The organism is Marinobacter salinisoli (assembly GCF_017301335.1).
GTDB classification, from domain to species: Bacteria; Pseudomonadota; Gammaproteobacteria; order Pseudomonadales; family Oleiphilaceae; genus Marinobacter; species Marinobacter salinisoli.
On sequence record NZ_CP071247.1, the window covers coordinates 3472749 to 3496456 of the forward strand.

25 protein-coding genes are annotated in these 23708 nt (G+C 58.5%); 12 read left to right on the forward strand and 13 right to left on the reverse strand.

Annotated features, from left to right (window positions below):
* Positions 1 to 70 precede the first annotated feature (70 nt).
* Genes LPB19_RS15815 through LPB19_RS15830 form a run of 4 tightly spaced genes read left to right on the forward strand, consistent with a single transcriptional unit; the run spans position 71 to position 3998 of the window.
* A complete protein-coding gene (locus tag LPB19_RS15815; RefSeq protein WP_206643837.1) occupies positions 71 to 1369 on the forward strand; it encodes an NCS2 family permease in 1299 nt (432 codons plus the stop codon).
* A 30-nt stretch (positions 1370 to 1399) separates the two neighbouring features.
* Positions 1400 to 1942: an adenine phosphoribosyltransferase gene (locus tag LPB19_RS15820; protein ID WP_206643838.1), complete on the forward strand. Its 543-nt coding sequence runs from the start codon at positions 1400 to 1402 to the stop codon at positions 1940 to 1942.
* A gap of 23 nt (positions 1943 to 1965) precedes the next feature.
* On the forward strand, positions 1966 to 2628 hold the full coding sequence (locus LPB19_RS15825; RefSeq protein ID WP_206643839.1) for a fumarylacetoacetate hydrolase family protein: 663 nt from the start codon (positions 1966 to 1968) through the stop codon (positions 2626 to 2628).
* 47 nt (positions 2629 to 2675) lie between these two features.
* Complete coding sequence (locus LPB19_RS15830; protein ID WP_206643840.1) at positions 2676 to 3998, forward strand: ABC1 kinase family protein; 1323 nt, start codon at positions 2676 to 2678, stop codon at positions 3996 to 3998.
* A gap of 22 nt (positions 3999 to 4020) precedes the next feature.
* On the opposite strand, the gene LPB19_RS15835 is transcribed toward LPB19_RS15830, so the two are convergent.
* Both LPB19_RS15835 and LPB19_RS15840 read right to left on the reverse strand, forming a co-directional pair.
* A complete protein-coding gene (locus LPB19_RS15835) occupies positions 4021 to 4695 on the reverse strand; it encodes an SIR2 family NAD-dependent protein deacylase (RefSeq protein ID WP_206643841.1) in 675 nt (224 codons plus the stop codon).
* Complete coding sequence (locus tag LPB19_RS15840) at positions 4695 to 6098, reverse strand: FAD-binding oxidoreductase (RefSeq protein ID WP_206643842.1); 1404 nt, start codon at positions 6096 to 6098, stop codon at positions 4695 to 4697. Before LPB19_RS15840 ends, LPB19_RS15835 begins: the two co-directional genes overlap by 1 nt.
* 180 nt (positions 6099 to 6278) lie before the next feature.
* On the opposite strand from LPB19_RS15840, the gene serA reads away from it, so the two are divergent.
* Both serA and LPB19_RS15850 read left to right on the forward strand, forming a co-directional pair.
* Positions 6279 to 7508, forward strand: a complete 1230-nt coding sequence (gene serA / locus LPB19_RS15845; protein WP_206643843.1) for a phosphoglycerate dehydrogenase — start codon at positions 6279 to 6281, stop codon at positions 7506 to 7508.
* Between the two features lie 197 nt (positions 7509 to 7705).
* On the forward strand, positions 7706 to 7990 hold the full coding sequence (locus LPB19_RS15850; protein ID WP_206643844.1) for a hypothetical protein: 285 nt from the start codon (positions 7706 to 7708) through the stop codon (positions 7988 to 7990).
* A gap of 87 nt (positions 7991 to 8077) precedes the next feature.
* On the opposite strand, the gene LPB19_RS15855 is transcribed toward LPB19_RS15850, so the two are convergent.
* On the reverse strand, positions 8078 to 8734 hold the full coding sequence (locus LPB19_RS15855) for an OmpA family protein (protein WP_206643845.1): 657 nt from the start codon (positions 8732 to 8734) through the stop codon (positions 8078 to 8080).
* Between the two features lie 20 nt (positions 8735 to 8754).
* A complete protein-coding gene (locus tag LPB19_RS15860; RefSeq protein WP_206643846.1) occupies positions 8755 to 9783 on the reverse strand; it encodes an alpha/beta hydrolase in 1029 nt (342 codons plus the stop codon).
* A 78-nt stretch (positions 9784 to 9861) separates the two neighbouring features.
* Between LPB19_RS15860 and LPB19_RS15865 the strand changes: the two genes are divergently transcribed.
* Entirely contained in the window at positions 9862 to 10755 is an 894-nt protein-coding gene (locus LPB19_RS15865; RefSeq protein ID WP_206643847.1) for an alpha/beta hydrolase, read from the forward strand.
* Here the strand turns inward: LPB19_RS15865 and LPB19_RS15870 are convergent.
* Positions 10733 to 10987: a GIY-YIG nuclease family protein gene (locus tag LPB19_RS15870; protein ID WP_407943933.1), complete on the reverse strand. Its 255-nt coding sequence runs from the start codon at positions 10985 to 10987 to the stop codon at positions 10733 to 10735. The two genes, LPB19_RS15865 and LPB19_RS15870, sit on opposite strands and share 23 nt — an antisense overlap.
* Positions 10988 to 11000: 13 nt before the next feature.
* Positions 11001 to 11909: a DMT family transporter gene (locus tag LPB19_RS15875; protein ID WP_206643849.1), complete on the reverse strand. Its 909-nt coding sequence runs from the start codon at positions 11907 to 11909 to the stop codon at positions 11001 to 11003.
* A 90-nt stretch (positions 11910 to 11999) separates the two neighbouring features.
* Here LPB19_RS15875 and dctP point away from each other — a divergent pair, with 90 nt between their 5' ends.
* On the forward strand, positions 12000 to 13097 hold the full coding sequence (gene dctP, locus LPB19_RS15880; protein WP_206643850.1) for a TRAP transporter substrate-binding protein DctP: 1098 nt from the start codon (positions 12000 to 12002) through the stop codon (positions 13095 to 13097).
* On the opposite strand, the gene LPB19_RS15885 is transcribed toward dctP, so the two are convergent.
* From LPB19_RS15885 to LPB19_RS15895, 3 genes are read right to left on the reverse strand one after another with little or no spacing between them, the layout of a single operon-like run.
* Entirely contained in the window at positions 13074 to 13874 is an 801-nt protein-coding gene (locus LPB19_RS15885) for a mechanosensitive ion channel family protein (RefSeq protein WP_206643851.1), read from the reverse strand. The genes dctP and LPB19_RS15885 overlap by 24 nt on opposite strands.
* An 11-nt stretch (positions 13875 to 13885) precedes the next feature.
* Complete coding sequence (locus LPB19_RS15890; protein WP_228289137.1) at positions 13886 to 15151, reverse strand: hypothetical protein; 1266 nt, start codon at positions 15149 to 15151, stop codon at positions 13886 to 13888.
* 32 nt (positions 15152 to 15183) lie between these two features.
* The gene (locus tag LPB19_RS15895) at positions 15184 to 16023 is read right to left on the reverse strand and encodes a 23S rRNA (adenine(2030)-N(6))-methyltransferase RlmJ (protein ID WP_206643852.1); all 840 of its coding nucleotides are present in this window, start codon (positions 16021 to 16023) and stop codon (positions 15184 to 15186) included.
* A 153-nt stretch (positions 16024 to 16176) separates the two neighbouring features.
* Here LPB19_RS15895 and LPB19_RS15900 point away from each other — a divergent pair, with 153 nt between their 5' ends.
* Positions 16177 to 17484 carry an MFS transporter gene (locus LPB19_RS15900; RefSeq protein ID WP_206643853.1) on the forward strand — a complete coding sequence of 436 codons (1308 nt, stop codon included), beginning with the start codon at positions 16177 to 16179 and terminating at the stop codon, positions 17482 to 17484.
* 35 nt (positions 17485 to 17519) lie between these two features.
* Here the strand turns inward: LPB19_RS15900 and LPB19_RS15905 are convergent, their stop codons facing one another.
* Complete coding sequence (locus tag LPB19_RS15905; RefSeq protein WP_206643854.1) at positions 17520 to 17882, reverse strand: DUF4870 family protein; 363 nt, start codon at positions 17880 to 17882, stop codon at positions 17520 to 17522.
* A gap of 221 nt (positions 17883 to 18103) precedes the next feature.
* Between LPB19_RS15905 and LPB19_RS15910 the strand changes: the two genes are divergently transcribed.
* Both LPB19_RS15910 and LPB19_RS15915 read left to right on the forward strand, forming a co-directional pair.
* Positions 18104 to 18481 carry a nuclear transport factor 2-like protein gene (locus tag LPB19_RS15910; protein WP_206643855.1) on the forward strand — a complete coding sequence of 126 codons (378 nt, stop codon included), beginning with the start codon at positions 18104 to 18106 and terminating at the stop codon, positions 18479 to 18481.
* A gap of 74 nt (positions 18482 to 18555) precedes the next feature.
* Complete coding sequence (locus LPB19_RS15915; protein ID WP_206643856.1) at positions 18556 to 19635, forward strand: calcium/sodium antiporter; 1080 nt, start codon at positions 18556 to 18558, stop codon at positions 19633 to 19635.
* Between the two features lie 201 nt (positions 19636 to 19836).
* Here LPB19_RS15915 and LPB19_RS15920 read toward each other — a convergent pair whose 3' ends face one another.
* From LPB19_RS15920 to LPB19_RS15930, 3 genes are all read right to left on the reverse strand, one after another.
* Complete coding sequence (locus tag LPB19_RS15920) at positions 19837 to 20130, reverse strand: hypothetical protein (protein WP_206643857.1); 294 nt, start codon at positions 20128 to 20130, stop codon at positions 19837 to 19839.
* Between the two features lie 94 nt (positions 20131 to 20224).
* A complete protein-coding gene (locus LPB19_RS15925; RefSeq protein WP_206643858.1) occupies positions 20225 to 20485 on the reverse strand; it encodes a hypothetical protein in 261 nt (86 codons plus the stop codon).
* A gap of 222 nt (positions 20486 to 20707) precedes the next feature.
* A complete protein-coding gene (locus LPB19_RS15930; protein WP_206643859.1) occupies positions 20708 to 22510 on the reverse strand; it encodes an acyl-CoA dehydrogenase in 1803 nt (600 codons plus the stop codon).
* A gap of 128 nt (positions 22511 to 22638) precedes the next feature.
* On the opposite strand from LPB19_RS15930, the gene LPB19_RS15935 reads away from it, so the two are divergent.
* Positions 22639 to 23613, forward strand: a complete 975-nt coding sequence (locus LPB19_RS15935; RefSeq protein ID WP_206643860.1) for a GlxA family transcriptional regulator — start codon at positions 22639 to 22641, stop codon at positions 23611 to 23613.
* The last annotated feature ends 95 nt before the right edge of the window (positions 23614 to 23708 follow it).

Sequence of the window (23708 nt, forward strand, 5' to 3'; positions counted from 1 at the left end):
GCCGTTTTGTCCATCCAAAACACACTGTTCAATCCCAACCTTCAGCAATCCTGAGAGGCAGACACCCGTCATGCTTGAACGACTGTTCCAACTCCAGGCCCACGGTACCGATATTCGTAAAGAAGTGATCGCGGGCATCACCACCTTCCTGACCATGGCGTACATCATCGTGGTCAACCCGAGCATCCTGTCCGCCACCGGCATGGATTTCGGTGCCGTGTTCGTGGCGACCTGTATTGCAGCCGCCATCGGCACCCTGATCATGGGCCTCTGGGCCAACTACCCGATTGCTCTGGCACCCGGCATGGGCCTGAACGCATTCTTCTCGTTCACTGTGGTTGGCAGCATGGGCTACAGCTGGCAGGTGGCCCTGGGTGCGGTATTCCTGTCGGGCGTTATCTTCTTCCTGCTGAGTATCTTCAAGGTCCGTGAGTGGATCATCAACAGCATTCCGATGTCTCTGCGTTTCGGCATCTCCGCCGGTATCGGTTTCTTCCTGGCGCTGATTGCCCTCAAGAACGCCGGTATTGTGGTGGATCATCCCGCCACCCTGGTTGGCCTGGGCGACATCAAAGTGGCTGAGAGCCTGCTGTTTTTCGGAGGGTTCGTTTTGATCTGCGCGCTGTCATTCCGCCAGATCACCGGAGCGGTCATGATCGGCATCATTGCCGTAACCGGCATTGCCATGATGCTTGGCATGGTGGAGTACAACGGTTTCGTATCCGCACCGCCGAGCCTGGCGCCGACCTTCATGGAACTGGACATTGCCGGTGCCCTGAACGTGGGCATGATCAGCGTTGTCTTTGCCTTCCTGTTTGTTGACCTGTTCGACACCTCCGGCACCCTGATCGGCGCCGCCCAGCGCGGTGGCCTGCTGGACAAGGATGGCAAGCTGCCGCGCCTTGGCCGCGCCCTGATGTCAGACTCCGTGGCCACCATGTCCGGTGCGGCACTGGGTACCTCCACCACCACCAGCTATATCGAGTCCACCGCCGGTATTTCTGCCGGTGGCCGCACCGGTCTGACAGCAGTCGTGGTGGCTCTGCTGTTCCTGGCGTGTCTGCTGCTGTCACCAATTGCCAGCATCATCCCGGCCTACGCGACCGCACCCGCCCTGCTCTACGTTGCCGTGCTGATGACCGGCGGCCTCAAGCTGGTGGATTGGGAAGACATTACCGATGCTGCCCCAGCCGTGGTGACCGCGCTGATGATGCCGCTGACCTTCTCCATCGCCAACGGCATCGCGTTCGGGTTTATCACCTACGCTATTGTGAAGGCTCTGAGTGGTCGCTGGTCTGACCTGAACCCGAGCGTGGTGATCATCGCGATCGTGTTTGTATTGAAATTCATTTTCCTGGGCGGGGAATAAACCTCGTCCAGTGAGTTAACCGGATCTGTCATGGACTATTTTTCGGAAAGCATCAAACAAGCCATCCGGACTGTCCCGGACTGGCCCAAGCCCGGCGTTGCCTTTCGCGACATCACCACGGTTCTGCAGGATAAAACCGCGTTCCGCAAGCTGATTGACGCCTTTGTACACCGCTACCATGGCCAGAAGATCGACGCCGTGGCCGCGGTGGATGCCCGCGGCTTCATCATCGGCTCGGCACTGGCTTACGAACTGAACGCTTCCCTGGTTCTGGTTCGGAAAAAGGGCAAGCTACCGTTCGACACCCTGGTGGAAGACTACGAACTGGAGTACGGCACGGCGTCCGTCGAGTTGCACAAGGACGCTTTCAAAGCGGGTGACAAAGTCGTGCTGGTCGACGACCTGATCGCAACGGGCGGCACCATGCTGGCAGCGACCCGACTGATTCGTCGCATCGGCGCCGAAATCGTTGAGGTGGCGGCGATGATTGATCTGCCCGATCTGGGCGGATCTCGCAAGCTTCAGGAAGAAGGTCTGCAGGTATACACTGTCTGTTCGTTTGACGGAGAATAAAACCGAACTGACAGGAGGCGGCCATGTACGATTATCAACACCACTGGAAAGATGGAGTTCCCCTCCACTTACCGCTGGGCAAGATCGTCTGCATCGGCCGCAACTACGCCGAACATGCCCGGGAACTGAACAACCCCATTCCCGACGAACCACTCCTGTTTATCAAACCCGCCACCGCCGCCGTGCATATTACCCGGCCCCTGGTTATCCCCCGCAATCAGGGCGAGGTTCATTACGAAACCGAACTGGCCGTACTGATTGGCCGCCCCCTGACCAATGCATCAGAACGTGAGGCGAAAGAAGCGATTCTGGGCTACGGCCTTGCACTGGATCTGACCTTGCGGGATGTCCAAAGCCAGTTGAAGGAAAAAGGACACCCCTGGGAGCGAGCCAAGGGCTTCGACGGCGCCTGTCCTCTGTCTCCGTTTGTGGCGGCAGAGAAGCTTACCGGAGACCACTTCACGTTCACCATGGAGGTTGACCAGCACCTGCGACAAAGCGGCGACACCCGGGACATGCTCGTGCCCATCGCGCCTCTGATCGCCCACATCAGCAGCCAGTTTTCGCTGATGCCTGGCGATGTCGTTCTGACCGGAACCCCCAAGGGCGTGGGGCCATTGGCGGTGGGCCAGACCCTGTCACTGGAACTGGAAGATGTGCTGTTCGTTGAAACCAAAGTGGTTTAACGTCAAAGACAGGTGAATCCTTTTTCAGTGGAAGACGTACATCTGTCATGGCAAAAAAACCCGTTACATCTCGCAGCGGACGGTTTCTGAAACTGGCCGGAATGACCGCCTCGGTGGCTGGCCAGTATGCAGGCCAACGTGCCCGCAGAATGTTCCAGAAGGAAGACAACGAAGACGCCCGCAGCCAGAACTACACCCGGATGGCAGACCAGATTGCCGACACCCTGGGCGAACTCAAGGGCGCGGTGATGAAAGTCGGCCAGATCGCCTCACAGACTCAGGATTTTCTTCCCAAAGAATTTTCCGACGCGCTGCAACGACTGCAAAAAGAAGCGCCGCCCATGCCGTTTGCGATCATACAGATGCAGATCGAAGCCGAGCTGGGCAAACCCGTAACAGAATTGTTCGAATACCTGCAGGAGACACCCTACGCCGCTGCGTCTATTGGCCAGGTGCATCGGGCTCGCCTGCATGATGGCACCGATGTCATTGTGAAAGTGCAGTACCCGGGCGTGGACGAATCCTGTGATTCAGACCTCAAGCAGCTACGCATGGCGCTCAAACTGGGCGGCCTGCTCAAGATGCCCAAGGAAACCGTGGATCAGCTGTTCGGCGAGATCCGGACTCGGCTGAAAGAGGAGCTGGACTACCTGAACGAAGCAAAAAATCTGAAACTGTTCAGGAACTTCCATGAAAAAGACGATTGGGTGCTGATTCCATCGGTGATCGACAGCCACTCCACCAAACGGGTGCTGACCCTGGAACTGGTCGAAGGTGACCACATCAATGAAGTTACGCCGGACCGCTACAGCCAGGACACCATCAACCTGATCGGCCACCGCATTTTCAGCACCATGGCCGACCAGCTGTTCAAATTCCAGTGCATCCATGGTGACCCGCACGCGGGCAACTTTGCCTACCGGCCTGATGGCACCATCATCATGTACGACTTTGGCTGCGTGAAAAAACTGAAGCCGGAGATCGTGGAAGCCTACAGAAATGTTCTCCTCTCCGCGCTGGAAGAAGATTACCAGGCCCTGGATCGCTACTTGATCGATCTGGGCGCCAGGATCGAAAGCCAGCCGGCGGTAGACGCAGCCTACTACGCCATGTGGCGCGATATACTGATAGTCCCTTTCGATCAGCCGGAACCCTACGATTTTGCCGAAGCCGACCTGCACACCCACGTGGCCGCCAAAACCAGCACGGTGTTCAAGTATCTGGACTATTTCAAGCCACCGGTAGAGAGCATCTTCATCGACCGGATGATCGCGGGGCATTACTGGATATTGAAACGGCTGGGCGTTCAGGCAGCGTTCCGCTCGGATCTGGAAAAATACCTGGCACCGGCCACCGCCGCCTCGGGATAGCCGGCTCCGAGTCAGCCCTGAATCAGAGTGACTGAAGCCACTCCGCGACCCCTTCACACGCACCTTTGCGGATAACGCGGGCACGGCTGACAGAGGCCGGCTCACCGGGGTCAATGACAGTGATGGGCACAGACAGGTCCACCTCGTACACCAACCCGGCCGCCGGGTAGACCTGCAGGGATGTGCCGACAATCAGAAGATGGTCTGCCGTGCGCACAACTTCTGCGGCCTTATCCAGCATCGGAACCTCTTCGCCGAACCAGACAATATGCGGGCGCAGTTGGGCGCCCCGATCGCAGGTTTCGCCAAGTTCGATATCCCGATAGCCAATGTCGTAAACCAGATCGCAGTGGCGGGTGCTGCGGGCCTTCGTCAGCTCGCCGTGCAAATGAATCACCTGGCTGGAGCCGCCGCGCTCGTGAAGATCATCCACGTTCTGGGTAATCACCGACACGCGATATCTGGATTCCAGTTCCGCGAGCAGCCGGTGGGCCCGGTTGGGCTGGGCAGACTGAAGCTGGCGACGACGCTCGTTGTAAAAGCGCAGCACCAGCTCCGGATTGCGGGCAAACGCCTCGGGCGTGGCCACATCGTAGATACTGTGCTCCTCCCACAAACCACCGTTGTCACGGAAGGTAGACAGGCCGCTTTCGGCGCTGATGCCAGCGCCGGTCAGTACAACGATGTGATCCTGCATCAGTCGAAGATCTTGCCCGGGTTCATGATGCCGTTCGGGTCGAATACCTGCTTGATTCCCCTCAGGTAGGCAATTTCCGAGTCGCTGCGGGTGTATTGCAGGTAGGGCTTCTTGGTCATGCCGACGCCATGCTCGGCAGATACGCTGCCCTGATAACGCTCGACGATCTCGAACACCCACTTGTTCACCTGCTGGCACTTCTCGAAGAAGTCCTCGTTGGCCATGTCTTCCGGCTTGAGGATGTTCAGGTGCAGATTGCCATCACCGATGTGGCCGAACCAGATGATCTCGAAGTCCGGGTAATGCTCGGTGACCACATCCTCGATTTCCTGCAGGAAGCCAGGCACCTTGGACACCACGACCGAAATATCGTTTTTGTAGGGCGTGCGCGGGGCAATGGACTCGGAAATCCGCTCACGCAACTGCCACAGATTCTGGGCCTGGGTTTCGCTCTGGCTGATCACGCCATCGAGCACCCACCCGTTCTCCATGCATTGTTCGAACAGCTCCATGGCGTCATCCATCACCTGATCGGACACCGCCTCGAACTCCAGCAGCGCATAATACGGCGCCTCGGTTTCGAACGGCGCCTGCACCTGGCCATGCGCCAACACGTGCCCCATCGCCTGGTGAGAGAAGAACTCGTAGGCGGTGAGATCAATCTTCTTCTGGAAGGTCTGCAGCACGTCCATGGTGTTGGTCAGATCGTTCAACCCCAGCACCAGTACCGTCAGGTTCTCCGGCTTACGGGCCAGTTTCATGGTGGCCTCCGTAATGAAGCCGAGCGTACCTTCCGCGCCGATGAACAGATGACGCAGGTCGTAGCCGGTGTTGTTCTTCTCCAGATCCTTGTTCAGATCCAGAACATCGCCCTTGCCGGTAACCACCTTCAGGCCCGCCACCCAGTCACGGCTCATGCCATAACGGATCACCTTGATACCACCGGCGTTCGTGGACAGGTTACCACCCAGCTGGCTGGAGCCCGCGGAGGCAAAGTCTACCGGGTAATACAGGTCATTCTCTTCGGCAAAATTCTGCAATTGCTCGGTCACAACCCCGGCCTGACAGCGGACAATACGATCACTGGCGTTGAAATCCAGAATCTGATTCATGTTGTCGAAGGCCACAACCACTTCACCATTGGCCGCCACGGCACCGGCACTCAGACCGGTACGACCACCGGAAGGCACCAGGGCCACCTGGTTTTCATTGGCGAACTTGACCAGTGCCTGAACCTGTTCCGTGGTTTTGGGAAGCACGATCGCAAGGGGCTTGGGCGGGTAGATCTTGGTCCAGTCCTTACCGTAGGTTTCAAGGTCGGCCGGATCGGTGAGCACCTTGCCGGGTGCATCGCCGGCACTCATCAACTCTTTAAGGGAAGCAATAACTTGATCAGAATTCATCGGAGCGTCAGTCTCTTAGCATGGCGCCTCGGGCCTGCATACAAACGTTTAAAACAAGCCGGTCAGCACACTGTGAAAACTTGCGTTTATGGTATCATACCGCCCCTGTTCTGTGAGCCAGCCCTCACATAAAGCTGGTAACAGGCCGTTTCACGTGACGAAAGGTTCGGAAGCATTTCTATGTCATATACGTCTCTCGAAAAGAGCAAAATCCGGATTCTGCTGCTGGAAGGCGTGCATCAATCTGCCATTGATACCCTGAACGCTGCGGGCTACACCAACATTGAGTATCTGACTCACTCGCTGGCCGAGGAAGATCTGATTGAGAAGGTCGCCGACGCGCACTTTATTGGTATCCGGTCCCGCACCCAGCTGACTGAAAAAGTATTTGATGCTGCGAGCAAACTCGTCGCAGTGGGATGCTTCTGTATCGGAACCAACCAGGTGGACCTGCAGGCCGCCACCCGCCGTGGCATTGCGGTGTTCAACGCGCCTTTCTCCAACACCCGCAGCGTGGCCGAGCTGGTTCTGGCGCAGGCCATCCTGCTGCTGCGCGGCATCCCGGAGAAAAACGCCAAGGCACACCGTGGTGAATGGCTGAAGTCCGCCAAGGACAGCTACGAGATCCGCGGCAAGAAGCTGGGCATCATCGGTTACGGCAACATCGGCACACAGTTCAGCGTGCTCGCCGAGGGTCTGGGCATGGATGTGTATTTCTACGACGTCGTTTCCAAGCTGCCGATCGGCAACGCAACCCAGGTTGGCACGCTTCAGGAACTGCTGAACATTGCTGACGTGGTGAGCCTGCACGTGCCGGAAACGCCGGCCACCAAGTACATGTTCAAAGCCGAACAGTTCGCCCAGATGAAGCCCGGCTCCATTCTGATGAACGCATCCCGCGGCACCGTGGTGGACATTGACGCCCTGGCCGATGCCCTGGGCAGTGGCAAGCTTCTGGGCGCGGCCATCGACGTCTTCCCGGTTGAACCCAAGTCCAACGACGAAGAGTTCATCTCTCCGCTGCGGGAATTCGATAATGTGATCCTGACGCCGCACGTGGGCGGATCCACCATCGAAGCGCAGGAAAACATTGGCCGCGAAGTGGCCGAAAAGCTGGCCATGTACAGCGACAACGGCACCTCGGTGTCCTCCGTCAACTTCCCGGAAGTGGCGCTGCCGTCTCACCCGAACCAGCACCGCCTGTTGCACATCCACGAAAACGTGCCGGGCGTGATGTCAGAGATCAACCAGGTATTCTCCGAAAACGACATCAATATCTGCGGCCAGTACCTGCAGACCAACGAAAACGTTGGCTACGTCGTCATCGACGTCGACAAGGAGTACAGCGAACTGGCGCTGGAGAAACTCCGTCATGTCAAAGGCACCATTCGTTGCCGGGTGCTGTTCTGAGCCCTGACGGCAAGCCGAAAAACCGGAGCCCTGGCTCCGGTTTTTTTATCGCCTGAAAAAGCAATGTGCCATGACGGCGCCAATCCGATTACAAAACATTCACGATCCGTACCTTGATCTGTCAACTCCCGCGCCCACTCTTTAATTAGGGCGGCCACTAAATCCCAATTCGGGCGGCCTTACTAACAGGAGGTTCTATGTCTTTGAAGGATTCACTGATACAGAAACTTGAAACCCAGACAGAGCGCTGGAGCAAAGAAGTCGAAAGCCTGCGCGCGGATGCCGAGAAAAAGAAAGCATCGGCCCAGGACGAACAAGCCGAAGCGGAAATACAGAAAGAGTTCTCTGAGCAAATCCAGGGGCTGGAGGACCAGATCTCCTCGGCGAAGTCAAAGCTGGACGAACTCAAAGGCGCCAGCGAAAGCCAGCTGGAAAGCCTGAAGCAGAGCATCGAGGGCTGGCTGCCCGGCAGTAAAAGCTAGCCAAGAGCCCTGGTAACGACCAAAAGAAAAGGCACCGTGGCCACAGCCACGGTGCCTTTTTTCCGGCTTACTGCCAGCTACCGCAATTTACTGCATTGGCACCAGCGTCAGCTCCACCCGACGGTTCTGCTCACGACCGGCCGGAGTGTCATTGGACGCCACGGGGTAGCGCTCACCATAGCCTACAGCGCGGGTGCGCTGCGGCTGAATACCGCGATTCATCAGGAAGTCACGCACAGACGAGGCACGACGCTCACTGAGCAGCTGATTGTAGCTCTGGGAACCGGAGCTGTCGGTGTGGCCCGCGATCTGGATGCTGGTCTTGTCGAACTCCTGCAGAACCAGACCAACGGAATCCAGCGTGTCTACGAAAGACGGCTTGATAGAAGATTGGTTCAGATCGAAGGTAATGTTACCCGGCATGATCAGTTCGATCTGATCGCCGTTACGCACTACGCGAACACCCGAGCCTTCCAGCTTGCGACGCAGTTCAGCTTCCTGCTTGTCCATGTAGTAACCGATACCGCCACCAATAGCCGCACCACCGGCTGCGCCAATCAGCGCACCCTTACCACGATCGCTCTTGCTGGAAGTTGCCGCACCAATAGCCGCACCACCCAACGCACCAATAATACTGCCTGTAGTCGCGCTGGAGGTTTTCTCCTCACCGGTGTAGGGGTCGTAAGTCATACACCCGCTCAACCCCATCGTTGCAACCGCAAACGCAAGAACCGTTTTTTTCACAGCATTCTCCTCTGTAACGTTTATGCCCGACCCGCTGCCGCTTCGACCTTGGCGGTCGCTTCGCCGACAAAGGTGTCGATGATTGTATTGAAAACCGTTGACTGTAAATCCTGGGCTTCATTCACTAGATGATGACGCCCATCACGGATTCTCAGTTCCTCTACCGAGGCAAATTTATTCCGGACGATGCGAAGATTGTGCTGCCAATCCACCGTCAGGTCCTTCTCGCCCTGAATCACCGTAACCGGAAAGTTGACCGGCCGCGCTGATTCGATCTTGGGAATCCATAGCCGCAACGCGCTGACCCAGTCGACGTGAACCGCACGGGCCTGAAGCGGATCGTGTTCCCGCAGAAATTTCAGAAACCGGGAGTTTCCGCTGTTGGTTGAGAATGCCCGCCGCCATCGGCTGATGAAAGGCTTCATCACGCTGTGCAGCACTTTGGCGCCCAACCACCCCGTCGGCCTGACCAGCGGCGCCAGAAGCACCACTTTCTTGAAGGCCGAGGTCTCTTCCGTGTGGTAATTGGACAGCAGGTAGTCGATCAGGATGGCGCCGCCGGTACTCTGTCCGACGGCAAACCACGGCCCGGGCACCTTGTCCTGCACCTGCTCCATCACCCGCGTCAGCACGTCTTGATATTCAGCGAAGCTGCCGATTGCTGCCTGCGCTCCGCTGGACAGACCGTGCCCTGGCTGGTCATACGCCAGCACATCCAGGCCCGCCCCCAGGCAACGCTCGATCAACTGGCTGTATAGGCCAACATGATCAAAGTACCCGTGAAAGATGAACACCGTGCCCCGCTTGGGCAAGGATTCCGGCAGCCGGTAGTAATGCACCATGACCTGATGAGGCCCGGCCTCAACGTATCCCTGGTGATAACCGACTTCCGGATGTTCCACCCAGAGATCCAGTCCGTAAAAACGGCAGTAAGCGACCATTTCTGCGCTCAGCGTGTCCGCCACGTCCGGATCGAAAGGGTTTAATCTTTCGAGCAGGGACCCCCTGTCCCAGTCCGGAATTTCTATGGTATCTGTTTTCCAGTACACGTAGAGTTAAACGCCTGTCATGAATGTTTATTCGCTTCTCTAACTACAATCCTAACGTATAGCGAGGACAGAACACAGATGTTGCAACACCTTCTTGAGAGCGGCCTGCGCCAGACCATGACACGACTTGTGCGCCCCCTGCTCCACCCGGCTATCCCGTTATCCTTGCAGCGCACACTGGTGGCACAGGCTTACCGCAGTTCAGTCCCGCCACGAGACTGCGTCTTTCACGAAGCAACGCTTGGCGGTATGCCAATCACTCGGGCCAGTTGCGGCGGCAGTAAAGCAGGTACCCTCGTGTATCTGCACGGTGGCGGCTTCGTCTTTGGCTCCGACACCACCCATCGCGGCATTATCGGTCACCTCGCCAAAACCAGTGGCTGCGAGGTAATCGCACCAGACTACCGACTCGCCCCGGAGCACCCGTTTCCGGCGGCCCTGGAGGATGCCGAAGCGGTTTATAAAGCACTGCTGGATGACGGTGTAAAAGCGGACCAGATTGCCCTTGCGGGGGACTCCGCCGGCGCGGGGTTGAGCATCTCCCTGGCGATGAAACTGCGGGATCAAAACGTGCCCCTGCCGTCGTCCCTCACCTTGTTTTCACCTTTGGTGGATCTGACTCACCAACAGATGTACGTGCCGGAAAACGAGCCCGTTCTGCAAGCACGCTGGCTGGAGCGCAACGCGCGCCACTATGGTGGCAACGAGCCACTGACCAATCCGCTGATCTCGCCCATTTTCGGTGACTTGAGCGGGCTGCCGCCTCTGCTGATCCAGGTAGGCAGCGATGAAATCCTGCTCAATGATGCGCAGCGCCTAGCCAACAAAGCCAAGCGGCAGGATGTGCCAACCACACTGGAAATCTTCAATAGCCTCTGGCACGTGTTCCAGATTCACGCCGGCCAGCTGACCCGTGCCACCGAAGCGCTGCAAGGCGCCGGTGCTCACATCAAATGCCATCTGGCAAACTGATGTCCCCGCGCACCAGCGCCTCTTTGCGCGCCTTCGGCCACTGTTTGATATGCCATTCAAGGCGGGAGGCGCGGCTCCGGTCGCCCACCTCGGTCTGAAACACCAGCCGCAGTGGTCCCTTGCCTCTGAGGCTACGGGCGCCTTTATTGCCTCCCCCCTGATGTTCCGCCAGCCGTCGCGCCACATCGGTGGTAATACCGGTATAGAGCGTGCCTTTACCGGTGCGGATCATGTAAATGCTCCACTCAGGATTCATGAGCCAGTCGCTGTTTCTGGGCAGATACTTTTCGTTGCTGAAGCCAGAGCCCGGCCACAATCATCACCAGGCCGACGTAGGTGGATGTGAGGATCTGCTCCCCCAGAATCAGGTAGATGAACACCAGAGACAAAAACGGTGAAATGAAAATCAGGTTGCTGACCTTCGACGTGTTTTCCGCCTTTTTCATCGCGAAGGACCAGAGCACAAAGGCAATTCCCATTTCGAACGCCCCAACGTACACGGCGGCCGCAACCGCTGGCCATGGCTGTAGCTGAACACCCTCGGAAACACCACAGATGAGGGCAATAACAGGCAAGGCAAAGAGGAAGTTCAGAAACAGACCGACCACCGGATCGCGCTGATCCCGGGTAGCCAGAATCCAGTAGGAGGCCCAGATCAGTGTGCTGCCGAGGGCCAGACTGACGCCAACCGGGTCGGAGAAACTCAGCGACGTCACCGCACCCCGGGTGGCAATCACCACCACACCGGCATAGCACACCAGGCCGGCCAGTATGTCCACCCGACGGAGCTTGTGCCCCAGAAAAGGCACTGACAGGTACGTCAGCACCAGTGCCCAGGTGTAGTTCAGCGGCTGGGCCTCCTGGGCGGGCAAACGATCAAAGGCCGCGAACAACACGAGGTAGTACAGGCAGGGATTGATCAGCCCCATCAGAAACGACTGCAGGTATTGCCGTTTCCTGAGTTCAAACACCAGATGCCAGCGATTCTGAAAAACCAGTATGCCCGCCAGGACCAACACCGACGACGCGCAGGCGATCAACAGCAACTGGACCGGCGCCAGATCCCGCAGCGCCAGTTTGAATGCCGTCGCCACCGTCGACCACAACAGCACCGTGGCCAGCCCGAACAACATGGCCTGCTTCTGGTTTGTCATACGCGCTCCAAAAACCTCCAGGCAGCATGAACCTGCCCTAATATGTTATTTTACCGCCCGTTCATTCACCCTGGCTCCGGAGACCGGGACATGCGCCCTCTGGCACTTTGCTTATCGCTGCTTACCACGTTGTTGCTGATTCTGGCCGGCTGTTCCGAAAGCCAGGACTCCTCGAACGCTGAGGCGACCCCGGAAGCGACACCGCCGGAGTATCCGGTGACCTGGCGGTTTGCGCTGGAAGAAATCGAGGGCAGTGTACAACATGCCTATGCCGTGGCCCTAAAAGAGCAGGTGGAAGCGCTGTCCGACGGTAAGGTTGAGCTTGAGGTGTTTCCCTATGGTTCGCTGGGCACCTCCATTCAGCTGACCGAGCTGGTTCGTAACGGATCCGTGAACCTGGCCTTCGCCTCGCCGGGCCACCTGGCCAACCAAATTCCGGAAGTGGGCATTTTCAATCTCCACTACCTGTTCCCCGATGACGAACAAACGGTCCGCGAATTGCTGACCAGTCCGGAACTGGTGGGCAAGTTTGAACCGCCCTACGAAAAGCACAATCTCAAGCTTCTTTCGTTCGTACCGGAAGGCTGGATGGCCTGGACTGCCAACAAGGCGCTGAGATCACCGGCCGATTTCCAGGGCATTCGATTCAGAACCATGACCTCAGATATGGCGGCTGAGTCATTCCGGGTGTACGGCGCCGAACCCAAACAGACACCATTCTCGCAAGTCTACAACGACCTCCAGCTGCGCAAGACCGATGGCCAGACCAACCCCATCTTTGCCATCGAGGAAATGAATTTCTACGAAGTGCAGAGCACCCTGACGGTGGCTCGCCCGGCCCAGTTCATTTCATCGGTGGTAACCAATCCAGAGTGGTTCGACGCCCTTCCGGAGAACCAGAAAGCGTGGCTTGAGTCCGCGCTCGAGGAAGTGGCCGAGACCACATGGCAAATCCAGAAAGAACTCAATCAGGTTCGACTGGAACGCATGCTGGAAATTGCGCAGATCAAGGTGGTCCAGCTCACAGAGGAAGAGCGCGCCGCTTTTGCCAAAGCCAGTGCGCCGGCCCGACAGGCGTACGTGGATTCGGCAGGCGAATTCGGAGCCGACATGCTCCGCTGGTTAAGCCAGACTGGCAACACCTTTGAAAGCCAGACGCCGGAGTCAGCCAGCCAGAACGGGAGCTGATATGAACCTCACGCCTTCCTTCGCCAGCACCCTGGCACCCCGGGCGGTCAGGTCACTGACATAGCGGAACTGTTCCTTGGGCTCGAGAGGATAGGCCTTAAGGCGATAGAGCATACCCCAGGGCTCGTTTTCAACCACCACCACAATCGGCTGCCAGGTACGAGTAAAGGGGCTGGTGAAGGCCACGTCCCGCAGCAACTCCAGCACCTGATCGACATCGTGGTTGGGCTCCAGATGAAACTTGGCCACGCACATCAGACGGTCGGTGCCATCGTTGCCGTTGGCCAGCAGCGCATTCCAGAGCTTAAGGTGCGGCACCAGAACGACAGAATCGTCGGGAGTGATAATCTCGGCCGCCCGCGCCCCGATTGAGCGAACCTCGCCGTAATGGTCATCAACCTGTATCCAGTCCCCGGGCCGATAGGGCATCTCGTACAGGGTGACAATGCCGGCGATCAAACTGTTCACGTAGTCCTTGAACGCAAAGCCCAGAACCAACCCCAGCGCCCCGAATATGGCAACCATGTTCTCAAATGAGGGCTCGACGAGAATCGGCACCACAACAATAATGGTGGCGGCGATAATCAGCAGACGAAGCAACGGCACCGAGGCCAGCAAATACAGCCTGGGCTTGCCACTGAGCCGGGACGCCAGTGCCGGCAGCAGTTTCTGTACCAGAAAAATCAACACCGACGCAATCAACACCACGAGCAACGCTTCCAGCAATTCCTCGGATGTAATCGTTGCGAAAACCTTTTTCACCTCCAAGTTTTCCATACCGCCCACCGTTAAAAGCCGTCTACCGGAAAGCCCCAGCTCTGCAAATGGCGCCGGATATCGGGGTAGCCAAGATCCGTGACGTGCCAGCGGTTGCCCGCATCGCTGTAGCGAATGATGTCCGCCCGCTGCAAAAGCGCGACGGCATGTGTCAAATCGTGTTTTGATATCCCGACAACAAGGAACAGCGAATCCTCGTCAAGCCCGTCGTGCAGTAACAGTGCATGAAGAACCAGCCCCAGAGCACGATCCCTGCTCTTCGGCATCGCCGGCAGGCTCAGCTTGTCCAGCGGCACCACCCAGCAACACGATGATGGGCTCTTTTCTGCTGAAGAGTCATCCTCCGACTCGTCATTACCCTCTTCCGGTTCCGCCCGAATGGCGCTTCGCCACAGCGCCAGCGCCACGCCATGGTTGCCTCGGGATGCGGCAGCCAGCTCACTCAGGAACCCGCTGTGCTTGATTTTCTTGCCGTTGAGTTTATCCCGGGTTGGTAACACATACAGTCCATCGTCAGCCATCCGGGCGACCACTGGTTCTTCGTCGTTATCACCGGACAGGTATTCCAGCCAATGGCCCAAATAGCTGGCGCTGAGCGGAGCTGGCGTACAGGGCGCAGCCGGCAGGTCCGGGGCATAACTGGCCCAAAACTGCCAGCACCAGCTGGAGCACCCCACCACTCCCTGGCCGGCGGTGTCTGCCGCGATGCGGCGAAACAGCTCACGCACGAGGGCCAGCCCCTGCATGTGTCGCAGCCAGAAATCCGCCAACTCCGGGATCACCCAGGGCCGCGACAAGTCTTGCTCATTCCACCACTCGATCGCGTCTGCATCGCTCATCAACAGGTTTTTCGGTGGCGTGATCACCCAGCCGGCCGACGCATCTGTGTCAGTATCGAGATCCAGCCAGGACCAGCGCACCAGCGCCTCGCGCACGCCGGAAAACGGCGGCGCCACAAGAAACGAGACATTGCGCGGATTTGGAACGTCGTTTTTCTGGCGCCAGAGCAGATCCGCCAGCGTGGCGGCGAGAGCCGAGAAATCCGGGTCAGGCGCGACGGCATTACGGTCGGATTCGGACAGTTCGGGAAGATCGTCCAGGCTCTGAAACGGTTGTTCGTTGCGGGACACGCCGCCCCGGAGCTGAACCGAGATATGGCGCACGGCATCTTTGACCGATCGGCGCACCGACAATTCCGGAAACTCCCACTGATCGATGGGAATCAGGCCGCCAGGCAGGCAGGGTGTCTCGGAAGATGAATCGGGCTTTTCCGTCAAGCAAATGCCTCCTGAATCATCAGACGGCCTGGCTATTCGGGAACCAGCCACTCCAGCTGGTGATCGGCGCCAAGCGCATCGGCGGAACTCACCTCGTCCATCATCACCGACAGACGTTCAGACAGCCCCCAAGGTGGATTGATCATCAGCATACCGGATCCGATCATCCCTCGCTCAGGCGGCTGTAGCAGACGCACCTCACTGCGCAGTACCTTGCGTACCGGCCCCTGCTGAACAGCATCCAACAGACCCTGTTGAAGGCCGCTGGTGAGAATGGGGTACCAGATAAGATAGACGCCATGCCGGCACTTCTTCCAGCTTTTCGCCAGCGTCGAGGCAACGTCCTGGTAATCGGACTTGATCTCATAGGAGGGGTCCAGCAGTACCAGTAGCCTCGGTTGCCGGGGCGGAAGCTGTTTTAACAGCCCCTTCAGGCCGTCCTCCTGTCTGACCCGAACACCCTCGGCCCTGGCCCAGTCACTGAGCTGGGCCCCCTCGGCGGGGTGCAACTCGAAAGCCGTGAACGTATCGGCAGGGCGCAGGAAATGCGCAAACCACGCCGGCGACCCCGGATAGCGGCTCAGCTCGGTGCTGGATGGATTATAGTCGGCCAACACCTCCAGCATGGGTTGCCAGTCCGGTGACCGAAGCCGGTCGCGGACCGACCAAATTCGGCGTACACCGCTGTCTGCTTCGGCGGTTTTCCGGGCCCGGTCACTGTCCAGGTCGTACACGGCACTACCGGCGTGGGTGTCGATGCAGGCGATACCGGAGGGTTTGGCCTGCATCATCGACAGCACCAATGTCAGGGCGGCGTGTTTCTGAACGTCGGCAAAATTGCCGGCGTGGAAGGCGTGCAGGTAACTCAGCATGGGAGGCTCCGGCTCTGGCATATTCGGGTGGCTCAGGCTAGCACCCTCCCTCGCGCCTGAACAGACTGGAAAAACAACGCGACGGTACAAACTGCCCGGCGCGGTTGTTACCCTTACTAACCGACTTATCTCAAGACCTGCAGGAAGCCCGCCTTGACCAAGCACAACGCCGATCCCCTCGACCAGCTCTACAGCCTCATTGCCAACGAAGAAGACGCCCGGGTGTGCAAGGACATTCCCGATGACGCCTGCCGGGAAGTGCCGAAAAACTTCTTTTTGATTCTGGCCAGCAATGTGCTGACCAAGCTGGGTGATTTACTGACCAGCCCCAAGACCGTGCTGGCCTGGCTGATGAGCGCGGTGGGCGCCCCGGCCCTGGTCGCCTGGCTGGTGCCCATTCGGGAATCCGGCTCGATGCTGCCCCAGATGGTGATCGGTGCCTGGGTTCGTCGCAAACCGGTGCGCAAGTGGTTTTGGGTGCTGGGCAGTTTCGGCCAGGCACTGAGCGTCATGGCCATGGCCGCCAGCGTCTGGTTTCTGGAAGGCTACGCCGCCGGCGCCGGCATTGTCGCAGGCCTGATTGCCTTTTCCCTCGCTCGCGGCTTCTGTTCAGTGGCGATGAAGGACGTTCAGGGCAAGTGCATCCCCAAATCCCGCCGGGGCCGCCTGTCCGGCCTGGCCACCACACTGGGCGGCGGATTAACAGTCGTCATGACCTTTCTGCTGTTCTGGGGACAAGGCGACCCCAGCGTTGCGTTCTACAGCCTGCTGCTCTTGCTTGCTGCCGGGCTATGGATCATCGCCGGTATTCTGTTCGCGGGCGTTGAGGAGTATGAAGGGGAAACCAGCGGCGGCGGCAACGCACTGGCCGAGGCGCTGAAGAGCCTGTCACTACTGAGGGACGACGCACCCTTCCGGCATTTTGTCATTACCCGGGCCCTGCTGCTGTGCTCGGCCCTGGCTGCGCCCTATTTCGTGGTCCTGGCGCAGCAGGAAGCAGATGGCAGCCTGCTACTGGGCGTGTTTTTGCTGGTCAGCAGTCTGGCCAGTTCCATCAGTGCCAGCGTCTGGGGCTGGATGGCGGATGCGTCCAGCCGGAAAACCATGATCCGAGGTGCCGCCATTGCCAGCGGGGTGTGCCTGATCGTCGCAGCGACAACGTTCTTTGCTGGTAGCCAGGAACTCGGCGCCTGGTTCTACCCCGCGGCGTTCTTTGTCCTCCAAATCGCCCACTCGGGGGTTCGGCTGGGCCGCAAAACCTATTTGGTGGATATGGCCGGTGGCAACAAACGCACCGACTATACCTCGGTCAGTAATTCGGTGATCGGGGTTTTGCTGCTGGTCACCGGTGCGCTGACCGCGGCGCTGTCGGCAATTTCAGAAGTGGCGGTTATTCTGGTTCTGGGGCTCATGGGTGCGGCCGGGCTGGTGAGTGCCACCCGGCTGCGGGAAGTATCCTGACACGGCCGAACGGTTGGGTCTGATGCCAAAGGGCATCAGACCTGCTTGCCATCGTTCAGGGCCAGCGCCCCTTTGACAATGCGATAGATCATCCAGATGGAGACGCCCAAAAGGATGAACCAGCCAATGATCAGCGCGACGGTCAGCACCCCGATGACCGTCCACAGCAACCCGATCCAGAAAGTTCGGATCTGCCAGCGGAAGTGACTCTCAACCCAGGTGCCCTGCACATCGTCCAGTTTCACGTAGTTGATGATCACCCCCACCAGCGGCGTGATACCGCCGGTGAAAAAGTGCAGCGCCTGCAGGATGTAAACCACCACGGCCAGATTGCGGGCCGGATCGGAACGGCGAACCACTGGATCCGGTTTTGCGGGAATGTATTCTTGTTCAGGCAAGGCGCTACCTCTCTGTTCTTCTGCTGTATCGCAACGGCTCCGAGTGTACCACAGGGTATCTGGCCAGCCCCCCGGTAACCCTGGTCCGATTCAACCCCGGCTTATCCCACCGAGATATTTGTCATAACCCTGTTTTTGGTATAGAGGTGAAGGGTGCGCAAAGCCCCGAACCACATCAATCTCGGGCCCTTTGCGCCCATTGCAAGCTATTGGGGGCTGCCATGCAACCGAAAGACATCGTGGCGCAGTTCATCGCCGACATCCATGACCAGCGCCTGGACGAAGCCAAGGAGTTGCTGGCGACCGAGGGCTTTGAGTACGTCGGGCCGAACATGCGATTCCTGAGCCGTGACGACATGCTGGGCTACCAGTTCGGCATGGTCGCCATTCAGAAAGACCTGGTGCTCAGACAACTGAGTGAAGATGGCGAGCACGTGTTTGCCATTCTCGATTACAGAACCCATTTCGAGCCCATCGGTGATGTCCGGCTCGCCGTCTGGTTCCGCGTGCGAGGCAACAAGATCCAGACCGTCGAAACCTTCTACAACGCAGCGGTGGTTGAAAACATGCTGGGCGGCAACCTGCCACCCGCCGAATAACCCGAAATGGACGCCCGGGCTGCAAACTGGATTCACCCCGTTTCCGGCCCTGAGGAAAAGGATCTCGACAAACAATGACTATTTTCCTGTTTTGCATCGGCCTGGTGTTTCTGATCGTCGGGGCGGAAGCCCTGGTTCGGGGGGCATCCCGTCTGGCGGCGGTGCTGGGCATCTCACCTCTGGTCATCGGGCTGACAGTCGTCGCCTTCGGCACCAGCTCCCCCGAGCTTGCCGTGAGCGTGAAGTCCGCCCTCTCCGATCAGGCCAGCCTGGCCATGGGAAATGTCGTGGGCAGCAACATCTTCAACGTGCTCTTTATCCTCGGTCTGTCGGCACTGATTGTGCCGCTGGTGGTATCCCAACAGCTCATACGCCTTGATGTACCGCTGATGATCGCCCTATCAGTTGCAGTGCTTTTGCTGTCGCTGGATGGAAACCTGAGCCGCATGGATGGGATTTTGCTGGTCACCGGCCTGATCATCTACATCGGATTCCTGATCTATCAAAGCCGCAAAACCTCCGCCGGCATCACGGGGAATGGCTCCGATCATTTGGCGCCCGATCACCAGACAAGCGTCAACTGGCCCAAAAACCTTGGTCTGGTGGTTGGTGGCCTGGTGTTGCTGGTCATCGGGTCCCGCTGGCTCGTGGAGAGCGCGGTGGCTTTCGCCCAATACCTTGGGGTGAGTGAACTGGTGGTCGGATTGACCATCGTCGCCGCCGGCACCTCCCTGCCTGAGGTCGTGACATCGGTGATCGCAGCCATCCGCGGGGAGCGAGATATTGCCGTGGGCAATGTGGTGGGCAGCAATATTTTTAACCTGATGGGCGTGCTGGGACTGGCCGGAATCGTCGCACCCGCCGGCATTGAGGTCTCTACCGCTGTCATCGGTTTTGACCTGCCGGTGATGATTGCCGTCGCCCTCGCCTGCCTGCCGATTTTCTTCACCGGCGCGACCATCAGCCGCCAGGAGGGTCTGGTGTTGTTGGCCTACTACGTGGCCTACACCCTTTACCTGATTCTGGCCGCCTCGCACCACGACGCACTGCCGAGATTCAGCGCAGTAATGCTTTATTTCGTGCTGCCGATTACGGCACTGACCCTGACCCTTATTGCGCTCAGGGAATTCGCCGGCAACAGAAAAACTCACTGAGCTCACCACACCCGTCACCTCACAACCTCGCGGGTCCACAAGGAACCGCATGATCTCGAGGGTGTCGAGGGCTATGTGACAATCCGTGACAATCCGCGGACGAAGCCGTTACGGTTTGCTGACAAATTCAGAGCGGGGTCTGGGGGGCAGGCCCGGCACTTATATCCCGTGGCGGGATGTGCCGGGCCCGGGCGGCAGGAATTACTCGGTCAAATCCTTGTATTCGTCCTTCACCGCATCAGCGGCATCTTCAGCGGCCTCACCCACTTCTTCGGCTGCATCGGAAGCTGCATCTTTGGTCTCTTCCCAGGCACTGTCTGTTTGCCCGGTGGCATCCTCATAGGTATCTTCTGTTGCGTCCGCTGCGTCCTCCGCCATGTCCTCGACGTTATCGGCCGCCTGCTCCATATCAACGCCTTCGTTTTCCTCGGAGCTACACGCTGTCAGGCCAAGTGTCAGCGTAAAAGCAACTGCTGCCAGAATCGGTTTATTCATAACTATTCCCTCCTTTGGTCCGTAAGTTACTGCCATAACAGGTTAGGGCTACCAGACGTCACACACAACAGATGCCGTATTACCCTTTGTTTATCTAGTGGAAAGTAAGACAGAGGCGTTGCCCGTCAAGGGTAATGATATGGTCGATGCCCACCATAACGTTGCGCCCCAGCAGGACATAGTCGTGCCCCGCCCGGCTGTATAGATCCTTGATGGTGTCGTGCACCGTAAAGATCTGGCCTGACGTATCACGATAGACGATTTCTGCAAGCTGACCGGAAGTGATGTAACCGCTGAGAATATCCAGAGCCGACCAAGGCACTACCGTTTGCGGCGCGCTCCTCGATGGAATCATGATGAAGCTATCCCTTTTATTGGGTTATCAGTTGGGCTGTATGTTTACTTCATCTACAGGCAAGAACTTGCAAAGTCTGGTTCACAATTGGTGATTTCGCCAGTCTGCGCCAAACCCGCCGCCTGATACGGGCCGGCAAGCGCCACTGAGCTGTTCGGTGAGAGACCCCGGCCTCAGCAGACCGGGGCGATGGACGCAGGCATTCGGTTCACGGTGAGCCGGTCAGAACCACTCGGCCTTCATCTCCAGGCAGGTATCATCCTGGTTGCGCAGCAGCACCAAATCCTGCGCCACGGTGGGCAGCTCCCAGTGGAAGAAGTACTGGGCGGCCTGGAGCTTGCCGCGGTAGAAATTTTCCTCGCTGCCGGGCTGAGCTCCCGGCAACGCTGCCTCGGCCACGTTGGCCTGACGCAGCCACATCCAGGCCACCACAATGTGGCCAAACAGGTGCAGGTAACAGGACGCATTGGCCAGCGCCCGGTCAGGGCTCTCGCTCATCAGGCTCTTGCCCAGGCTCTGCGTCACCTGAACGGCTTTCTGCAGAGTTTCACTCAGCGACAGCGCCCACTGCTGACAGCGTTCGGTGCTGGCAGCCGTCAGATCAATCTGCATCTGCTGCATCAGCAATTGCAGGCCGTGGCTCTGATCCTGCCAGACTTTCCGGCCCAGAAGATCCAGTGCCTGGATACCATTGGTGCCTTCGTGGATCGGGTTCAGGCGATTGTCGCGCCAGCACTGTTCGACCGGATATTCCCGGGTGTAACCTGCACCGCCATAGACCTGTATGGCGAGGTCGTTTGCTTTCGGACCGTATTCCGAGGGCCAGGCCTTGATCACCGGTGTCAGCAGATCCAGCAGCTTACCGGCCTCAAGCCGTTTCTGTTCTTCCGGGTGGGTGTGCTGATCGTCCATCAGGCGGGCACCATACAGGCACAACGCCAGCCCCCCTTCGCTGTAGGCTTTCTGGGCCAGCAACATCCGGCGCACGTCGGCGTGTTCGATGATGGGCACCTGAGGTGCTTCCGGGTTCTTCTCTGACGGTTTGCGCCCCTGTAAACGGTCTTTCGCGTACTCCAGGCTGTGCATGTAGCCCCGATAGCCAATGACCGCAGCGCCGAAGCCCACACCCAGACGGGCTTCATTCATCATCTGGAACATGTACTTCAGACCCTGATGAGGCTCACCCACCAGATAGCCATGGCAGGGTGCGTCGTCGCCAAAACTCAGTGCGGTGGAGGTCGTGCCCCGGTAACCCAGCTTGTGAATCAGGCCCGCCAGACTGACCCCGTTGCGCTCGGTGCTGTTGCCATCCTCATCCACACGGAACTTGGGCACGATGAACAGAGAAATACCCCTTACGCCAGCCGGTGCGCCTTTAATCTTGGCCAGCACCATATGAACGATGTTCTCGGTCAGGGATTGCTCGCCGCCAGAGATGTAGATCTTCGCGCCTTTGATCAGGTAATGGCCGTCATCCGTGGGCGAGGCAGAAGTGCGGATATCCGCCAGCGAAGAGCCGGCATGGGGCTCGGTCAGCGCCATGGTACCTGTAAAGCGGCCTGACAGCATGTGAGGCAGGAACGTTGTCTTTTGCTGCTCATCACCAAACACACGAATCAGGTTGGCCGCGGCGGTGGTCAGGAACGGGTAGCCAGCGGTGCCGGGATTAGCCGCTGTAAAAAACCCGTTGCAGGCGGCCATCACCGATTCCGGCAACTGCATGCCGCCCAGTTCGTAATCGTAGCGTCCGGCGAGAAAACCAGCCTCGGCGTAGGCGTCGAAGGCCTCCTTGACGTCCGGCAGCATCTCCACCGCGCCCTCGACGAACTGCGGCTCCTGCTTGTCGGCCGCGCTGTTGTGGCTGGCGAACTTGTCCCGCGCCATGCGGTCGGCCGTCTCAATCACCGCATCAAAGGTATCGCGGCTGTGCTCGCTGAAGCGCTCCCGGCCCGTCAGACTCTCGGTATCAAGGACTTCGTATAGTTGGAACGCCAGTTCGCGGCGGTCAATCAGCGTATCACTCATGCATAGTCTCCTGTGTGCGTTTGCACAGGGTGTCACAGCACCTCAGGATGATAAACCGGCATTGATGACATATTATTGGTCGAATCCGCCACCTTTGCCTTTAATCCACTGATTTAACGGAAAACACTATGCTCCGAGTGGCTGTAATTGGATTCGACGGTGCCCTGGCAAGTGCCATCACCGGCATCATTGACCTGTTCCGGCTGGCCGGCGTGTCCTGGGCACGCATCCACAACGAAGCCCCGGCCCCGCTTTTCGAGACCCGACTACTCACTGAAACCGGTGGGGCGTGCCGCTGCATCAACGGCATAACCCTGGTTGCCGATGGCCGCTGGGACACCGACGGCGATGCCGACATCGTCATTATTCCCACCATCGGCGCACTGATTGACACCGTGCTGGCCCAGAACCCCGGGCTGATTGGCTGGCTGAGCCGGCAAGACAGCCAGCACACCCTGGTGGCCAGCAACTGCACCGGTGCCTTCCTGCTGGCCGAGGCGGGACTGCTGGACGGCAAAGAAGCCACCACGCACTGGGGGTTCAGCAACCAGTTCCGGCAACGGTATCCCCGGGTTTACTGTCGCCCTGAAAAGCTGGTTACCGTGGATGGACGGGTCGCCTGTGCCGGCGGCGGCATGGCGTGGTGGGACCTGGGCATCTATCTGGTGGAACGCTACGCCGGACAAGAAGTGTCACGGCAACTGGCCAAGGCCTTTGTGATTGACGCGGGCAGAACCAGCCAGGCCCCCTACAGCGCCCTGCAGACCAAGCGATATCATAACGACCCCACCATTTTGAACCTGCAGATCTGGCTGGACACTAACTACGCCCGGCCGATCTCCCTCAAGGACTTGTCCGAGCAGAGCGGGCTGAGTGAGCGATCCCTGTTCCGGCGTTTCCGGACTGCCACCGGAGACACCCCCACCACCTATCTTCAACTGCTCCGCATTGAGCATGTCCGCCAGCAACTGGAGTCTTCCCGCCAACCTATTGAAGACATTATTCATGCAGCCGGGTACGAGGATGTCAGCTCGTTTTCCCGATTGTTCAAGAAACACACCGGGATGGCTCCCGGTGCCTACAGAGCCCGATTTGCCCGCTGAAATCTGTAACAGTGGCACGACGTATGCGTCAGTAATTTAGAAAGGCCAAAATACGTTGGTATTCGTAAAGAATTTTGACACCGGTGTTCAAATGG

Coding starts and splice junctions, on each gene's coding strand:
- LPB19_RS15885 (WP_206643851.1), bottom strand. CDS start 13,874: ATGGAAAACTTGGAGGTGAAAAAGGTTTTCGCAACGATTACATCCGAG.
- dctP (WP_206643850.1), top strand. CDS start 12,000: ATGCGCCCTCTGGCACTTTGCTTATCGCTGCTTACCACGTTGTTGCTG.
- LPB19_RS15910 (WP_206643855.1), top strand. CDS start 18,104: ATGCAACCGAAAGACATCGTGGCGCAGTTCATCGCCGACATCCATGAC.
- LPB19_RS15930 (WP_206643859.1), bottom strand. CDS start 22,510: ATGAGTGATACGCTGATTGACCGCCGCGAACTGGCGTTCCAACTATAC.
- LPB19_RS15875 (WP_206643849.1), bottom strand. CDS start 11,909: ATGACAAACCAGAAGCAGGCCATGTTGTTCGGGCTGGCCACGGTGCTG.
- LPB19_RS15830 (WP_206643840.1), top strand. CDS start 2,676: ATGGCAAAAAAACCCGTTACATCTCGCAGCGGACGGTTTCTGAAACTG.
- LPB19_RS15925 (WP_206643858.1), bottom strand. CDS start 20,485: ATGATTCCATCGAGGAGCGCGCCGCAAACGGTAGTGCCTTGGTCGGCT.
- LPB19_RS15840 (WP_206643842.1), bottom strand. CDS start 6,098: ATGAATTCTGATCAAGTTATTGCTTCCCTTAAAGAGTTGATGAGTGCC.
- LPB19_RS15895 (WP_206643852.1), bottom strand. CDS start 16,023: ATGCTGAGTTACCTGCACGCCTTCCACGCCGGCAATTTTGCCGACGTT.
- LPB19_RS15920 (WP_206643857.1), bottom strand. CDS start 20,130: ATGAATAAACCGATTCTGGCAGCAGTTGCTTTTACGCTGACACTTGGC.
- serA (WP_206643843.1), top strand. CDS start 6,279: ATGTCATATACGTCTCTCGAAAAGAGCAAAATCCGGATTCTGCTGCTG.
- LPB19_RS15865 (WP_206643847.1), top strand. CDS start 9,862: ATGTTGCAACACCTTCTTGAGAGCGGCCTGCGCCAGACCATGACACGA.
- LPB19_RS15825 (WP_206643839.1), top strand. CDS start 1,966: ATGTACGATTATCAACACCACTGGAAAGATGGAGTTCCCCTCCACTTA.
- LPB19_RS15835 (WP_206643841.1), bottom strand. CDS start 4,695: ATGCAGGATCACATCGTTGTACTGACCGGCGCTGGCATCAGCGCCGAA.
- LPB19_RS15870 (WP_407943933.1), bottom strand. CDS start 10,987: ATGATCCGCACCGGTAAAGGCACGCTCTATACCGGTATTACCACCGAT.
- LPB19_RS15915 (WP_206643856.1), top strand. CDS start 18,556: ATGACTATTTTCCTGTTTTGCATCGGCCTGGTGTTTCTGATCGTCGGG.
- LPB19_RS15815 (WP_206643837.1), top strand. CDS start 71: ATGCTTGAACGACTGTTCCAACTCCAGGCCCACGGTACCGATATTCGT.
- LPB19_RS15935 (WP_206643860.1), top strand. CDS start 22,639: ATGCTCCGAGTGGCTGTAATTGGATTCGACGGTGCCCTGGCAAGTGCC.
- LPB19_RS15850 (WP_206643844.1), top strand. CDS start 7,706: ATGTCTTTGAAGGATTCACTGATACAGAAACTTGAAACCCAGACAGAG.
- LPB19_RS15820 (WP_206643838.1), top strand. CDS start 1,400: ATGGACTATTTTTCGGAAAGCATCAAACAAGCCATCCGGACTGTCCCG.